The organism is Streptomyces abyssomicinicus, assembly GCF_008974245.1.
Lineage (GTDB): Bacteria > Actinomycetota > Actinomycetes > Streptomycetales > Streptomycetaceae > Streptomyces > Streptomyces abyssomicinicus.
In genome coordinates this window covers 234,461-249,653 of sequence record NZ_BBZI01000009.1, presented here as the reverse complement: position 1 = coordinate 249,653, position 15,193 = coordinate 234,461, and the positions used below count along the sequence as shown (strand labels likewise).

Annotated in this window: 15 protein-coding genes; 13 read left to right on the top strand and 2 right to left on the bottom strand. The window is 76.0% G+C overall.

Translation table 11 applies throughout. The features are described from left to right. Positions 1 to 142 precede the first annotated feature (142 nt). The 12 genes from GBN72_RS21520 to GBN72_RS21470 all read left to right on the top strand — a co-directional run bounded on the left by GBN72_RS21520 (position 143) and on the right by GBN72_RS21470 (position 12,436). Positions 143 to 1,687 carry a phage tail sheath family protein gene (locus GBN72_RS21520; protein WP_151773518.1) on the top strand — a complete coding sequence of 515 codons (1,545 nt, stop codon included), beginning with the start codon at positions 143 to 145 and terminating at the stop codon, positions 1,685 to 1,687. Positions 1,688 to 1,733: 46 nt separating this feature from the next. Beyond that, a complete protein-coding gene (locus GBN72_RS21515) occupies positions 1,734 to 2,174 on the top strand; it encodes a phage tail protein (protein ID WP_151773517.1) in 441 nt (146 codons plus the stop codon). Next, positions 2,171 to 2,665 (top strand): hypothetical protein, encoded by a 495-nt coding sequence (locus tag GBN72_RS21510; RefSeq protein ID WP_151773516.1) that lies wholly within the window; start codon positions 2,171 to 2,173, stop codon positions 2,663 to 2,665. The genes GBN72_RS21515 and GBN72_RS21510 overlap by 4 nt, the downstream gene beginning before the upstream one ends. After that, on the top strand, positions 2,662 to 2,820 hold the full coding sequence (locus tag GBN72_RS34230; RefSeq protein WP_164540787.1) for a DUF6760 family protein: 159 nt from the start codon (positions 2,662 to 2,664) through the stop codon (positions 2,818 to 2,820). The genes GBN72_RS21510 and GBN72_RS34230 overlap by 4 nt, the downstream gene beginning before the upstream one ends. 4 nt (positions 2,821 to 2,824) lie before the next feature. Further along, complete coding sequence (locus tag GBN72_RS34225) at positions 2,825 to 5,869, top strand: hypothetical protein (protein ID WP_164540785.1); 3,045 nt, start codon at positions 2,825 to 2,827, stop codon at positions 5,867 to 5,869. 124 nt (positions 5,870 to 5,993) lie between these two features. Continuing rightward, positions 5,994 to 6,419 (top strand): phage tail protein, encoded by a 426-nt coding sequence (locus tag GBN72_RS21500; RefSeq protein ID WP_151773514.1) that lies wholly within the window; start codon positions 5,994 to 5,996, stop codon positions 6,417 to 6,419. Between the two features lie 131 nt (positions 6,420 to 6,550). Next, positions 6,551 to 7,273, top strand: coding sequence for a CIS tube protein (locus GBN72_RS21495; RefSeq protein ID WP_151773513.1), 723 nt, complete (start codon positions 6,551 to 6,553; stop codon positions 7,271 to 7,273). After that, positions 7,270 to 9,093 (top strand): VgrG-related protein, encoded by a 1,824-nt coding sequence (locus GBN72_RS21490; protein ID WP_151773512.1) that lies wholly within the window; start codon positions 7,270 to 7,272, stop codon positions 9,091 to 9,093. Before GBN72_RS21495 ends, GBN72_RS21490 begins: the two co-directional genes overlap by 4 nt. A 91-nt stretch (positions 9,094 to 9,184) precedes the next feature. Continuing rightward, complete coding sequence (locus GBN72_RS21485) at positions 9,185 to 9,493, top strand: PAAR domain-containing protein (RefSeq protein ID WP_151773511.1); 309 nt, start codon at positions 9,185 to 9,187, stop codon at positions 9,491 to 9,493. Beyond that, positions 9,493 to 9,915 (top strand): GPW/gp25 family protein, encoded by a 423-nt coding sequence (locus GBN72_RS21480; protein WP_151773510.1) that lies wholly within the window; start codon positions 9,493 to 9,495, stop codon positions 9,913 to 9,915. Before GBN72_RS21485 ends, GBN72_RS21480 begins: the two co-directional genes overlap by 1 nt. Next, complete coding sequence (locus tag GBN72_RS21475) at positions 9,915 to 11,876, top strand: putative baseplate assembly protein (RefSeq protein WP_151773509.1); 1,962 nt, start codon at positions 9,915 to 9,917, stop codon at positions 11,874 to 11,876. Before GBN72_RS21480 ends, GBN72_RS21475 begins: the two co-directional genes overlap by 1 nt. Then, positions 11,873 to 12,436, top strand: coding sequence for a phage tail protein (locus tag GBN72_RS21470; protein WP_151773508.1), 564 nt, complete (start codon positions 11,873 to 11,875; stop codon positions 12,434 to 12,436). The genes GBN72_RS21475 and GBN72_RS21470 overlap by 4 nt, the downstream gene beginning before the upstream one ends. A gap of 72 nt (positions 12,437 to 12,508) precedes the next feature. On the opposite strand, the gene GBN72_RS34855 is transcribed toward GBN72_RS21470, so the two are convergent. Continuing rightward, entirely contained in the window at positions 12,509 to 12,970 is a 462-nt protein-coding gene (locus tag GBN72_RS34855; protein WP_151773507.1) for a hypothetical protein, read from the bottom strand. 730 nt (positions 12,971 to 13,700) lie between these two features. Here GBN72_RS34855 and GBN72_RS21460 point away from each other — a divergent pair. Next, entirely contained in the window at positions 13,701 to 14,396 is a 696-nt protein-coding gene (locus tag GBN72_RS21460; RefSeq protein WP_246212737.1) for a zinc ribbon domain-containing protein, read from the top strand. A 22-nt stretch (positions 14,397 to 14,418) separates the two neighbouring features. Here GBN72_RS21460 and GBN72_RS21455 read toward each other — a convergent pair whose 3' ends face one another. After that, positions 14,419 to 15,081 carry an SUKH-4 family immunity protein gene (locus GBN72_RS21455; RefSeq protein ID WP_151773505.1) on the bottom strand — a complete coding sequence of 221 codons (663 nt, stop codon included), beginning with the start codon at positions 15,079 to 15,081 and terminating at the stop codon, positions 14,419 to 14,421. Positions 15,082 to 15,193: the final 112 nt, after the last annotated feature.

The following is a 15,193-nucleotide window of genomic DNA, read 5'->3' as shown; positions in this document are numbered from 1 at the left end:
CGGTCGGCGCGGGCAGGGAAAGGCAGCGCCCCTGCCCCTGGCCAGGTCCGCACGGCCCTGTCACCTCGCGGAACCGCCCCGCAGACTCGGCCTGGACACAGGTGACAGATCCGCCAGAACCGCAGGACCCGAAGGAGCGAGCATGCCGACGTACCTCACCCCGGGCGTGTACGTGGAGGAGGTGCAGTCCGGTGCCCGGCCGATCGAGGGGGTGGGCACCGCGGTCGCCGCGTTCGTGGGGTTCGCCGAGACCGGCCCGTTCCACACGCCGACGCTGGTCGCGAGCTGGGACCAGTACACCCGGACGTTCGGCGGCTTCACCGAGGGCACCTACCTCGCCCACGCGGTCTACGGATACTTCGCCAACGGCGGCGGCACCGCGTACGTCGTGCGCATCGGCGGCTCCCAGGACGACGCCTCCGCCCCGGCGGGGCAGGGCACCACCGCGGCGCGGCCGGCCGAGCTGGGCGGCTTCCTGGTCACGGCCCGGCCGGGCGTCTCCGGCGTGTCGGTGGAGGTCGCCGACGCGGACGGCGAGAACCCGCCGGAGGACCGCTTCAAGGTCCTGGTCCGCCAGGGCGACCAGGTGGCGGAGACGTACGAGGGCTCGACCCGCAGGAACGTCAAGGGCTACCTGGTCAACCAGGTCCGCGCCTCGAAGCTGATCGAGGTCACCGAGCAGCAGGGCGCTCCCCAGAGCCGGCCCGCCAACCAGACCGTGACGCTGGCCGACGCCCCGGCCGCGCCGGCCGCTTCCGGATCCGGCGAGGTGGCCCGCCTCAGCCCGGCCGAGTACCTCGGCGACGCGGGGGCCCGCACCGGGTTCGGCGGCCTGGAGGCCATCGACGAGATCACCATGGTCGCGGTGCCGGACCTGATGAGCGCCCACCAGCGCGGTGACATCGACGCCGAGGGCGTGCGCACCGTCCAGCTCGCCGTGATCTCGCACTGCGAGCAGATGGGCGACCGGGTGGCGGTCCTGGACACCCCGCCCGGGCTGTCCGCCCAGCAGGTGCGGACCTGGCGCAACGACGAGGCGGGCTACGACTCCCGTTACGCCGCCCTCTACTACCCGTGGGTGCGGGTCTTCGACCCGGCCGCCGGGCGCAACACCGTCGTCCCGCCGAGCGGTCACATCGCCGGCGTGTGGGCGCGCAGCGACGCCGAGCGCGGTGTGCACAAGGCGCCCGCCAACGAGGTGATCCGCGGCGCGGTCGACCTGGAGCTGCGGCTCAGCAAGGGCGAGCAGGACCTGCTGAACCCGATCGGCGTGAACTGCGTCCGGGCCTTCCCGGGCCGGGGCATCCGGATCTGGGGAGCCCGCACCCTCTCCTCCGACCCGGCCTGGCGCTACCTGAACGTGCGCCGCCTGTTCAACTACCTGGAGGAGTCGATCCTCCTGGGCACCCAGTGGGTGGTCTTCGAGCCGAACGACGACCGGCTCTGGTCGAGCATCCGGCGCAACGTCACGGCGTTCCTCACCGAGGAGTGGCGCCGGGGCGCGCTGTTCGGCCGCACCGCCGAAGAGGCGTTCTACGTGAAGTGCGACCGCGACAACAACCCGCAGGAGTCGATCGACCAGGGGCGGGTCGTCTGCGAGATCGGCGTCTCGCCGGTCAAGCCCGCGGAGTTCGTGGTGTTCCGGCTGGCCCAGTTCTCCGACAGCACCAGCCTCATCGACGAGTGACCCGGGACCGTAGGAACGGCTCCGCAAGGAAAGGTGACAGACAGTCATGGCAACGGGCGATGCTCTTTCCACCCACGTCTTCGGCGTGCAGCTCGGTGGCTACCTGGTCGAGTCGATCCAGGAGATCAGCGGTCTGACCGTCCAGGAGGACGTCGTCGAGATCAAGCAGGTCAGCGCCGAGGGCAAGCAGATCATCCGCAAGCAGCCCGGTGGCCGGCAGGCGGGCGAGATCACGATCACCCGGGGACTCGACCAGAGCAGCGAGTTCACCAACTGGATCAAGGAGACCCTGAACAACGGCGCCGTGAACGCCGCGCGCCAGAACCTCACGATCGAGATCAAGGACACCGAGGGCAACACGGTCCGGCGCATTCAGCTGATGCAGGGGTGGGCCTCCAAGTGGGAGGGCCCGTCCCTGAAGGCGGGGGACGCCTCCCACGCCACCGAGACCGTCACCATCGTGTTCGAGGAGATCGTCGTCGAATGAGGCGCCGTACGGTGACGGCGGGCAACCTGGAGGAGATCCTCCAGGCGACGGCGCCCGCCCCGGCGGCCGAGCAGGCGGCGGCACCCCCCGCCGCCGCTCCGCCGCCACGGGAGGACCACGGGCTGCGCACCGAGTTCGAGTTCGAACTGCCGCGCGGCTACGTCGACGAGGCGGGCACCGTCCACCGCCACGGCTCGATGCGCCTGGCCACGGCCCGGGACGAACTGCGGCCCCAGATCGACCTGCGGGTCAAGGAGAACCCCGCGTACCTGAGCGTGGTGCTGCTGAGCCAGGTCATCACCCGGATCGGCTCCATCACCGACGTCCACGCCGGGATCGTGGAGCGGATGTACGCCACCGACGTCGCCTTCCTCCAGGACTTCTACCGTCGCGTCAACAGCGAGGGCCACACCCGTGCGGCGGTGACCTGTCCGCACTGCGAAGGCGGCTTCGAGGTCGACCTCTCGGGCGGGCGCCTGGGGGAATCGTGACGTACGCCCTTCCCCGGCTCCGGGAGGAGATCGCGTACGTCGCCTACCACTTCCACTGGCCGCGCGAGGAGATCCTCGACCTGACCCATGACGAACGCCGGCAGTGGGTGGCCGAGATCGCCCGTATCAACACCCGCGTGAACGAAGGCGGTTGAGCACATGGCATGGCGGGACAGGCTGCGCCGCCGGGCCGCCGGGCCGATCGCCGCGGACTCCTCGGAGCGCGCGGAGCGGACGGGGCGCGCGGAGCGCTCCGGGCGTTCCGTGGCCGAGGCGGGCGGTCCGCCCGGTGAGGGTCCGGACCGGACCGCGCCCGGCGCCGGGGTCCCCTCCGTGCCCGGAGACTGGGACGGCGGCTGGCGCCGCACCCCGCCTCCGGTGCTCACCGTCTCCCGCGCGCCGCTCGGGGTCAGCGACGGCCTCGCCTTCCGCTCGGACCTCGCCGCCTGGCAGAACCCGTCGTTCGACTCCGGACTGGGCCACGCCCTGCTGCCCACGGCTCCGGCCGGGCTGGTGCGGGGAGTCACCCGCCCGGCCACCCCGCAGGCCACCCGCACCGGCGGGGGTCCGCTGCTGCTCCGGTCCCTGCGGCCGGAGGGCGCCGACGGGCCGCCCGGCGGTGTGCCGGACACCGGCGCGCCGGAGGCGGCCGGTGCCCCGGGCGGCACGTCCCGTCCGTCGGCCGGCCGGGCGCCGGGGGCCGCGCGAGGGTCGGGGGCGCGGCCGTCCGGTCCTGCTTCGTCCGCTCCGGCGTCGTCCGGTTCCCCGTCGTCCGCTGCGGTGCCGTCCGGTGCGGGGCCCGTGGTGGCGCGTCCCAGCGGCGACGGCGCCGCGGGGAAGGGGCGCCCGGGTGACGCTCCGCGAAGCCGTGGTCTGACGTCCGGGGACTCTCCCGGCGTGCTGTCCTCGGCCTCCTCTTCGTCCTCCTCGGCGTCCTCCGCCGTCCAGCGGGCGGTGCAGCCGGGCACCGGCCCGGTCGTGCCGCCCGGCGACACGGGTCGGCGGCCGGTCGCGCCCGAGATCCCGCTGGTGCGGAGTGTCCCGGTGGTCCCGGGCGCCGGCGTCGGCCGGGACGTGGGCCGGCCCGCTGCCGACGGGACCGCTTCGCAGACGCGCTCCGGGCCGGACTCCGGGCGCGCGTCCCGGTCCCCGTCGGGCACCGGCGGGCGTACACCGCAGGCCCCGGACAGCCGGCGCACGGCACCCGGAACGACCGGGTCCGGCCGGGAGGGCGGGCAGCCGGGGGCGGCCCGGGCCTCCGGCGCCGACGGGTCCCACCCGTCCGTCCGGCCGCGCCCGGCGGGGCCCTCCCTGACCGTCGCCCGACGCCCGGCCGGCCCGGTGCGCTGCGTCCCCGCCCTGCGGCCCGCCACCCTCCCGGATGCCGGCGCGCCCTCCACCACGACCACCCCGGCCGGAACGGGAGCGCGCCCGGCCACCCCGGCGCAGGGGTCGCCCACCCGTGCGCCGCTCGGCGCGCCGCTGAGCGAACTGCCCGCCACGGCGGTGCCGTTGGCCAAGGACGCCGCCGCCCCGGGCGCCGTGCCCGGCGGCCGGGCTGCCGCCGGTCCGGCGCTTCCCGTCGTCCAGCGCCGCGCGGACGGCACGAGCGGCACCGAGGGCGTACACGGCGGTCCGGCGGACCGGCCCGTCCACGGCGGCACCGCGGGCGGCCCCGCCGCACCGGCCGACGCCCCGCACCGGCCTTCCACCCGCACCGGGGCACGCGCCCGCGGCGGCCTGGGCGCACCGCTGCCCGCGCTGCCGCCGAGCGCCGACCTTCCGGGAGCCGCCGCCTCCGGCCCGGCGTCGCGCGCGCAGGACCGCGGGAGGACGCCGGCCGGGCCCGCGCCCCGTGGGGCGGCGGACGGCCCGGCGGACGCGCCGCTGCTGGGGAACGCCGGCGTCCAGCGCAGCCTTGCCGCGGACTCCCCGGGGGCGCGCACCTCGCACCCCGGCGCCGCGCACCCCGGCGCCGCGCACCCCGGCTCCTCGCACCTCGGGGACGGCCCCGCCACGCCCCTGGTGACGCCGCCCGCGGCCGCCACCGCGCCCGGAAGCCCGGTGCTGCCGGCCGCCGTGGCCGCACCGGGCCCCGTGCACGAGGCGCGGCAGCGGCCCGGTTCGGCCCCCCGCGGCGGGCAGCGCTCCGACGGTGGGCGCTCCGACGGCGGGCAGGGGCACCGACCCCCGTCCGCCCCGGCCCCGCTCGTCGTCGCCCGGCGTGTCGCCGAGGGCACGTCGCTCGTCCCGGGCGGCGGGGGACGGCCCTCCGGCGTGGTCGGTACGCAGCCGCTCCCGGCGTCGCGCGCCCTCTCCCTGCTCGCTGCGCGCCCGCTCTCCCTGAACACCCGGCTCCCGGAGGGTTCGGCACCGCCCGTCGCACCGGCCGGCGGCCGGCCCGTGGTCGCGGCGCGCTGGCCCGCCACCCCGGCGGTCGCCGCGCCCACCGGGCCCGCCCGCACCGCCGACGCGTACGCCGCTCCCGCCCGGCCGTCCACCGCCCCGGCCCCGGCCGGGTCCGGTCCGGCCCGGCCGTCCGCCCCCGGCGCACCCGCCGGGCCGGGGGGCCGGCGGGCAGCGGCCGGCCGTCCCGGGCCGGTGGACGCGACGGTGCGGTCCGCCGGGCCGGCCACCGTTCAGCGCGTCCCGGTCGTCCGGCCCGCGCCGTCCCCGTCCGGGGCGTCCGGGTTCGGCGCGTCCGTGCCGACCGCCGCCGTACCGGCGCGGTCCCTGCCGGTGACCGCCCCGCAGGCCGCGCCGCTCGCGGGACACCCGCCCGTCATCCCGGGAGCCCCGGCGACGGCGGGCGAGGTCCCCGTCGTCCGTTGGAGGAGCACCGGGTCCGGCGGCGGTACCGGCGGCACCGGCACCACCGTCCAGCGCACCGGCCCGGGCCCCCGCCCCGGCACCGCGTCGGGGTCCGGCTCCGGCGCCGGTGACCGCGTACCTCCGGGCGGGGCCGCCAAGGCGGTCCCGGCGGGCGGCCGTCCGCGGTCGGCGTCCGCGCCCGCCCCGGCACCCGCCACGGCGTCCGCCTCCGCCGCCGGAAGCACGGCCCGCCGCGCCGATCCGGCACAGGACCCCGGCCTCGACCTGGACGACCTGGCGCGGCGCCTGCTCGACCCGGTCGCCCGGCTGCTCCGTGCCGAACTGCGGCGCGGCCGGGAACGCACCGGCCGCCCCCACGACGGACGCCGTTGAGGCCACGGCGGCGGGGATGCGGAAACGGACGCGGCCACGGACCGGACGCGGCCACGGAGCACACGGGGCCACGGAGCACACGGGGCCAGGGAACGGATGAGGTCAGGGAACGGATGACGGACGGATGACGGACAGCATCTTCGCGACGAGCGTGTTCTTCCGGCTCGCGATCGGCGGTGACGACCTGGGCGCCTTCCACACCTGCTCGGGCATGGGCGCCGAGGTCGAGATCGAGAGCTACGCCGAGGGCGGCAACAACGGCTTCACCTGGAACCTGCCCGGTCGCGTCACCTGGTCGAACATCACGCTCACCCGGCCGGTCACCGCCGACACGGCGAAGATCGGCCGCTGGCTCGACGAGACGCTGAAGCGGGTGGAGCCCAAGGACGGCGAGATCGTGGCCCTGCAACCGGACCTGACCCCGATCGTGAGCTGGCAGGTGTTCGGGATCGTCCCGGTGCGCTGGCAGGGGCCGTCCTTCGACCCCGCCAACCCGGCGGCGGCGGTCGAGAGCCTGGAGATCGCCCACGAGGGCCTGCGCTGGTCCTGAAGCACCACCGCCGGCCCCACCGCCACGCCGTCCCACCACCCCGCCGGTCCCACCACCGCCGGCCCCACCGCCCGCCACGTACACCCACCCGCCACGCACCACCCAGCCGCCGCACGGAAAGGAGGCGCCGGATGTCCCCAGCGATCCGCTCCAGCCGGGCCAGGGCCCAGCTGACCCTGAAGGAGCCCCCGGCCTCGGTCGGCGCGAAGCCGGGCGGCACGATCGCGCGGCTCGACCTGCAGTTCAACCCCTCCACCCTGGAACTGCGCAAGACCACCGAGTGGCGGCGCTCCCCCTCCCGGATGGCGGAGCAGTCGGCGCTGCCCGAGTTCGTCGGCAGCGGCCCGCGCGAGCTGAGCCTCCAGGTGTTCCTGGACGCCACCGCCACCCACGACAACTCCGTGGAGCAGGCGGTGGAGAAGCTGATGAAGGCGTGCGTGCCGACCCCGGCCAGCCTGGGCCGCAAGAAGCCGGCCAGCCCGTGGGTGCGGTTCGAGTGGGGCACCGCGCGGACCACCTCGTTCGACGGGGTGCTCTCCAGCCTGTCGGTCACCTACACCCTGTTCGACGTGGACGGAAAGCCGCTGCGGGCCACCTGCGCCCTGTCGATCGAGGAGGCGAGCGTCGACCCGCCGGGCCAGAACCCGACGTCCGGCGCGCGCACGGCCCGCAGCACGCACACCGTGGTGGCCGGCGACAGCCTGGCCCTGCTGGCCTGGCGGGAGTACGGGGACGCGACGGCCTGGCGGGTCATCGCGGAGGCGAACGGAATCGACGACCCGATGGCGCTGGTGCCCGGCACCGAACTGGTGGTGCCGGGCCTGCGTGACGCGGGCGGTGAGGAGGAGCGGTGAGCGCATCCGGAGCACAGGGCGGCCGGTCGTTCGCGGCGGACCCCATCATCGAGACGCCCGGGGAGCTCCCGCCCATCTGGGCCGCCCAGCTGGTGAGCTGCGTGGTGGACGAGAACGTGGGCCTGCCGGACGCGGCCCAGCTGACCTTCCGCGACCCCGACCACGAATTCCTGCGGGCCGTCGGCATCACCATCGGCACCCCGCTCAGGGTCTCGGTGGTGACCGTCTCCGGGCAGGCCCGTGAACGGCTCTTCGACGGCGAGGTGACCGCCCTGGAGGTGGACCGGGACCGCACGGGCTCGTTCACGGTGGTGCGGGCCTTCTCCAAGGCGCACCGTCTCCAGCGGGGCCGGAAGGTGGTGGCGTTCCGGAACATGACGGCCGCGGCCATCGTCCGCAAGGTGGCCGCCGGGGCCGGGCTGGCCTGCGGGACCGTGGAGGCCGCGCCGGTCACCTACCGGCAGCTCTCGCAGGCGAACGTGTCCGACTGGGACTTCCTGCAGCACCTGGCGGCCGAGAGCGGCGCGCAGGTCCGCGTCGACGAGAAGGGCCTGCTCCAGTTCACCCGGCCGCGCAAGGCCTCCGCGGCGCCCGCGCCGTCGACCTCGGCCGCCCGGAACCCGATGGTGCTGGAATACGGCCGGAATCTGCTGGCGCTGCGGGCCTCGCTGTCCGCCGCGGACGGTGCCCAGCAGGTGGAGGTGCGCGGCTGGGACGTGACCACGAAGCGGCCGCTGGTGGCCCGGCAGCCCTCGGTGGAGAGCGACACGGTGGTGCCGGGGCTGAGCCCGGCGTTCGCCGCCCGGTTCGGCAGGTCGTCGAAGCTGACCGTCACCGACACCCCGTACCGCACCCAGGCGGAGACGACGGCGGCGGCGGCCGCCACGGCCGCCCAGGTCAGCGCCGGTTTCGGTGAGCTGGAGGCGGTGGCCGAGGGCAACCCGCAGCTGCGGGCGGGCAAGCCGGTGGCCCTCGGCAACGTCGGGCAGGCGTTCACGGGCAAGTACACCGCGACGGCCGTGCAGCACGTCCTGGAGCCGCACGGCGGATACCGGACGACGGTGTGGGTGAGCGCCAGCCCCGACCGCTCCCTGACCGGCCTGGTCACCGGCGCCAACGCGCCGGGCCGCGGGCCGCGCATGCCGGGGCTCGCGATCGGCGTGGTGACGGACGTACGCGAGCCGGGCGGGGCGGAGACCGGCGCGGTGAAGCTGCGCTTCCCCTGGCTGGACGACACGTACACCACCGACTGGGTCCGCACCGTGCAGTGGGGCGGCAAGGGCGGCGGAGGCGTGGTGAGCCCCGAGGTCAACGACGAGGTGCTGGTGGGCTTCGAACAGGGCCTGCTGGACAGCCCGTACGTCATCGGAGGGCTCTACAACGGCGTCGACAAGCCGTCGCCCCACGACGTCCCGCTGATCGACGGGACCACCGGCAGGGTCAACCGCCGCTCGGTCGTGTCGCGTTCGGGACACCGGGTGGAGCTCCTCGACGCGAGGGCGCCGGGCCCGTCCGGTATCCGGCTCACCACCGGTGACGAGCGCCTCGAGGTGTTCCTGGACGACCGGCGGGACCGGATCGAGCTCACGGTCTTCGCCAAGGGCCGTCAACCGCTCACCTCCGTCCTGCTCGACCGGAAGGGCATCACCCTGGACGCGGGGCGGGGCGACGTGAGCGTGTCGGGCCGCAACGTGGACATCCAGGGCCGGGTCGGGGTGAAGGTCGGCGGCCGCTCGGTGAACGTCACCGGCAGCCAGGACGTCACCGTCGACGGCGGTCTGCTGGGCGTCCTGAAGGCGAAGCTCATCCGGATCAACTGACCCAGACCCCTGAACCCGAGACCCCTGACCCCTGACCCCAGACCCCTGATCCTCTCCGAGATCCCGAAGCCGACGTCCCGAGGAGCAACGCATGCCGGCCGCAGCCCGTACCGGTGACCCCACCGCCCACGGCGGTGTGATCGCCACGCCGCCGCCCGCCGCCGCCGCGGCCGTGGCCCGTGTGCTGATCGGCGGCCGGCCCGCCGCCGTCGTGGGCAGTCTCCACGCCTGCCCCATCCCGCCGCACGCGCTCACCGGTCCGGCCAACGTGATCCTGCCCAACCCGGTCGCCGCCACGGTGCTGATCGGCGGGCTGCCGGCCGCGCGGGCGCGCGACCGGACCGCGTGCGGCGCGGTGGTCCTGACCGGCGCCCTGAACGTCCTGATCGGGGGAGTGTGATGAGCGAGCGGTTCATCGGACGCGGCTGGGCCTTCCCGCTCAGGGTCGGGCCGACCGGCGGCATCGCCCTGGTCGACCGCGAACGGGAGATCGAGGAGGCGATCCGCCTGGTGCTCGGCACCGCGCCGGGCGAGCGCCCCATGCGCCCGGAGTTCGGCTGCGGCATCCACGACTACGTCTTCGCCCCCGGCGACGGCGCCACCGCCGGACGCATCGCGCAGCAGGTGCGGGAGGCCCTCGAACGGTGGGAGCCGCGCGTCGCGGTGGACGACGTGCTGGTCGCCTTCGACGCCGTCGAGGACGGCACCCTCTACATCGACGTGCGCTACACCGTCCGCTCCACCAACGACCGGCGCAATCTGGTCTTCCCCTTCTACACGATCCCCTCCGAGGAGGGGGCCGAGGAATTGGTCGCCGACTGATGGCCCTGCCCTCCCCGAACCTGGACGACCGGCGTTTCCAGCAACTCGTCGACGAGGCGAAGCGCTACGTGCAGCAACGCGCCCCGGAATGGACCGACCACAACGTCTCCGACCCGGGCGTCACCCTGATCGAGACGTTCGCGTACCTCGTGGACCAGCTGCTGTACCGGCTGAACCGGGTGCCGGACAAGAACTACACCGCCTTCCTCGACCTGCTGGGCATCCGCCTCTTCCCGCCGGCGGCGGCGGTGGCCGACGTCGACTTCTGGCTGTCGGCGCCGCAGCCCGACACGGTGACGCTGCCCGCGGGCACGGAGGTGACCACCGCGCCCGGCGAGGCCGACGAGGCCGTGGTGTTCACGACGACGGCGGAACTGCACATCCTGCCCAGCGAACTGACCCGGCTGGTGACCGCGCACCGCGGCGGCGAGCAGACCGACCGGACCGGGGCGCTCTCCGAGGGCCGCGACATCCCCTGTTTCCAGGCCGCGCCGGAGCCGGGCGACGCCCTGCTGTTCGGTCTGCCGACGGCGGTGCCCGGCTGCATCGTCGCGGTCCGCCTGGACAGCCGGGTGGAGGGCGTCGGCGTGGACCCGCGCCAGCCCCCGCTCGTGTGGGAGGCGTGGGACGGCGGCGGCTGGCGGGAGTGCGAGAGCGGACCGGACACCACCGGAGGGCTGAACCGGCCCGGCGAGGTCGTCGTGTACGTGCCCGCCGGGCACACGGCGTCGGTGATCGGCGGGACGCGGGCCGGCTGGCTGCGCTGCCGCGTCACCGAGGCGGAGCCGGGCCAGCCGTTCTACTCGGAGTCCCCCACGGTGCGCGAGGCGGCGGTGTTCACCGTGGGCGGCACGATGTCCGTGGAGCACGCCGAGACCGTGACCGACGTGCCGCTCGGCGCCTCGGAGGGCGTCGCGGGACAGACGTTCCGGCTCGGCCGCCCGCCCGTCCTCCTCGACGGTGAGCCCCCCGTGGTGGAGGTGTCCACGGCCGACGGCTGGCAACGCTGGGACGTGGTGGAGCACTTCGGCCGCTCCGGCCCCGACGACCGGCACGTCCGGGTGGACGCCACCACCGGCGAGTTCGGCTTTCCCCCGGTGCTGCGCGAGCCGGACGGCACGCTGCGGCAGTGCGGCGCCGTACCGCCCAAGGGCGCCCAGGTGCGGGTGGCCCGCTACCGCACCGGCGGTGGCCCGGACGGCAACGTCGCCCGTGGCGCCATCTCCGTGCTGCGTTCCTCCGTCCCGTACGTCGCCCGGGTCGTCAACCGGGAGGCGGCGCGCGGTGGTGTCGCCGGGGAGACCGTCGAGAACGCCCGGCTGCGCGCGCCGCAGGCGCTGCGGATGCAGGAACGCGCGGTGACCGCCGAGGACTACGAGATCATCAGCCGCCAGGCGGCGCCCTCGGTCCGGCGGGTCAGGTGCCTGCCCGCCGAGGACGGCGCGGGCGCGGTACGGGTGCTGGTGGTGCCGGACGCGGTGGCCGACGAGGGCGACGACCGGCTCCGCTTCGAGCAGCTGATCCCCTCCGACCAGGTGCTGCGGACGATCACCGAGACCCTCGACGAGCGGCGCCTGATCGGCACCCGCCTGGTCGTCGAGCCGCCGGTCTACCAGGGCGTCACCGTGGTCGCCCGGCTCACCGCGGCACCGGGCGACACCGACCGGGTGCGCGAGGCGTCGCTCGACGCCCTGTTCCGGCACCTCAACCCGCTGCACGGCGGTCTGGACGGCACCGGGTGGCCCTTCGGGCGGCCGGTGCAGTACGGCGAGGTGTTCGGCGTGCTCCAGCGCGCCGCCGGCAACGCCCTCGTGGAGGAGATCCGCCTCTTCCCCGCCGACCCGATCACCGGCCGGCGCGGTGCGCCGACGGACCGCATCGACATCGATCCGGGCACGCTGGTCTTCTCCTACCAGCACCAGGTGGTCGTCACCTCCACCCGGCCGGAGGCGGGGGCATGAGCCGCGCCGCCGTACCCGGCCTGCCGAGCAGGTACCCGATCGGCGGTCAACTGCCCGCCCTGTACGCCGACGACGACTTCGCGCAGCGGTTCACCGCCGGCCTGGACACCGTCCTCGCCCCGGTCTTCGCGACCCTGGACAACCTGACCTCCTACCTCGACCCCCGGGTGGCCCCGGCCGACTTCCTGGCCTGGCTGGCGTCGTGGGTCGGCGCCGCCGACGACCCGCGGCGGCCGCTGGAGCTGCGCCGGGAGGCGGTCTTCCGTGCCGTGGAGCTGCACCGGTGGCGCGGCACCGCCCGCGGGCTGGTGGAGGCCCTGCGGCTCGCGCTGGGGGTGGAGGCCGAGGTGACCGGCGACGGCGGCGCGGTCTGGTCCGGCACCCCCGGCGCCGCCCTGCCGGCCGCGGACCCCGCCGGGCCCCTGGTCCGCGTCCGGCCGGGGCCCGGCGGAGCACGGGTCGATCCGGACCGGGTCCACGAGATCGTCCGGGCCATGTGCCCGGTGCACACCGTCTGCCGGGTGGAGATCCTCCCCGGCCCCACCGACGAAGAGAGGTGACGCCATGCGCGCGTGTCCCTCGTGCGGGGCGTTGAACGGCCCCACCGACGACTTCTGCGGCAACTGCGGCGCCTACCTCGGCTGGTCGGACCCGACGCCCGCCCCGGGCACGTCCCCGGAGCCGCCGGCCGCCGCGGAGCCCCCGGCCGCTTCGGCGCCGCCGGCTGCTGCGGAGTCGCCGGCCGCTTCGGTGCCGCCGGCCGCTGGGGAGCCCCCGGCCAGCCCGGAGCCGCCGGTGGTACCGGCTCCGGAGCCGCCGCCCGCTTCGGGATCGTCGGCCGCCTCGCCCTCCTCGGCCGCCTCGGGGTCCTCGGCCTCCCCCGCGCCGTCGGCCACTCCCGCGCCGTCGGCTTCTCCTGAGCCCTCGGCTTCTCCTGAGCCCGTACCCCCTTCTGAGTTGCCGGCGGCGCCTGGGCCGTCGTCGCCCACCGCGGCGGACGAGCCCGCGCCGCCTGCCGCGCCTTCCCGCGCCGCGTCGCTGCGGGCCCGGCTGACCGGCCGGAACCGCGGCGAGGCGAGGGAGGCGGACACCACGACAGCCCCACGCCCGCCCGGACCCGACGCCGAGGGACCCGGTACCGGCACCGGGGCCGGGGCCGGCGCCGGCACGGGCTCCGGCGCTCGCACGGGCTCCGGTTCCGGCACTGGCGCTGGCACTGGCACAGGGTCTGGCTCCGATGCGGGCTCCGGCTCCGGCTCCGGCGCTCGCACGGGCTCCGGTTCCAGCACCGGCGCCGGCACCGGCGCCGGCACGGGGTCCGGCACCGGAACCGGCCGGCAGGGTGCTGCCGAGGGCGGCGCGCTCCGCCCGACCTCGGCCGACGCCCCCACCGCGCGCCCCGCCCCTCCCACCGGCACCCGCGCCGCCGCCTCAGGCGCCGCCGCCGGCGGCGCTTCCACCGCCACATCCGCCGACGCCTCCACCGGTGTCCCCGCACACGGCCCGGCCACCGGCGGTGCCGGCGACGTCCCGCGCCCCCGCACGGCGCCCCCCGCCACCACACCGCAGCCCTCCGGGCCCGGCAGCGGGGCCGCGGCGGGAACGGGTCCTGGTCCCGCCGCGGCGGTCACGGGCTCCGGCCCCGCCACCTCCGGAACAGGGCCCCGGCCACCGTCGGCCCCCGCCGCACCCCCGGTCGCACCCGCGGCGCCCGCCCCCGGCGTGACGATGCCGGACCCCGTCGGGCCCGTCCGGCCCGCGAAGGCGGTGGCCCCGCGCCCCGTCGTGCGCCCGGCGGCGGCGACGCCGGAGGAAGAGGAGGGCATGCCCTGCCCCGCCTGCGGCGCGCCCAACGCACCGGGACGCCGGTTCTGCCGCCGCTGCGCGGCCGTGCTGAACCCCGCCGCGAAGCCCGCTCCGCTGCCGTGGTGGCGGACCATGTGGCCGCTCGGCCGCCGCCGCGTGCGGGCCGGCTCGGGCCGGGCGACGCGCTTCCTGGTCGTCCTGGTCGTGCTGGCGGCCCTGTGCGCGGGCGGCTTCCTGCTGCTGCCCGCCGGACGCGCCCTGGTCGAGGACACCCGGGACAAGCTGGGCAAGTCCAAGCCGGTGACCCCCGTGTCCGTCGAGGCGAGCGCCGAGATACCCCGGCACCCGGCGAAGAACACCACGGACGGGCTGAGCAACCGCTATTGGGGCGCCCCGGCACCGGGCGCCTCGGTGACCTACACCTTCCGCAAGCCGTTCCGCTTCGTCGACCTGATCATCACCAACGGCGCGTCCAAGTCCCCGGAGTCCTACCCCCGTCAGGCCCGCGCGCTCCAACTGGACCTGGAGGTGACGACGAAGGACGGTGAACGACACCGCAAGGAACTGACCCTCAGCGACAAGCCGGGCCCGCAGACCTTCCCCATCCGGGTCAGCGACGCGAAGACGGTCCGCCTGACCCTGCGCTCACCCGCCGGCCTGACCGAAGGCCGTCACCTGGCCCTGGCGGAGGTGGAGTTCTTCGCCCGCAGCTGACCCCTGCCGCAGTGGCCGCGGCCTAGAAGCGCTGCCCTGAGGCGATCTCGTCGCCGACCACCGACCAGACGGTCTCCTCGTCCCGGAACGGGAGCGGGTCCGTGCGGCCGGTTTCCCGGCGGATGCGCTCCACCTCGCGCTCCAGCCGCTCGAAGTCGGCTTCCTCGGCGCTGCCGTCGTCTCCTTCACCGTGACCCTCACCCTCAGCGGTGAAGGAGAACTCGTCGAGCAGCCGCTGGAACCGAGCGGTGACCTGGACGAGGGAGGAGACGTCCGTGTGGAGCCGCCGCACGGTCTGCCAGTCGGGGTCGACGGCGTACACCGCGCCGGAAGCCGGGTCGAGGGCGAGGTGGGCGTTGAGCAGCCAGCCGATGACGGGCCACCCGCCCACGCCGTCCGGCACGCCCTCGCTCCCCTCGCTCCCTTCGTCCTCCTCGCTCTCCTCGTCCTCCTCACCCACCTCGAGTGCTTCCACGTCGACGACATCCCGGACGAGGGCCAGCCGCCCGGTGTCCTCGTCCGGCCGACGCAGCCAGAGGGTCCCGGTGGGCACGCCGACGGTCCGCAGCAGCCGTGCCCCCTCCGTCTCCACCGCCTCCGCCGGAAACGCGTCCCCGGGCACGCACGCCAGCCGGTCCTCGCCGAAGACCTCGACGAGCCCACCCCGGGTGACATCGAACAGCACTGCCCACCTCCCACCTCGGCTCCGGCGACCGCGCCGTGCCACTGATCACTTCCCGCCGGAGGACGCCGTCCCCGGGCCCGCGGTTGCCCCAGGAGGTGCCTCGGTTCCCCGC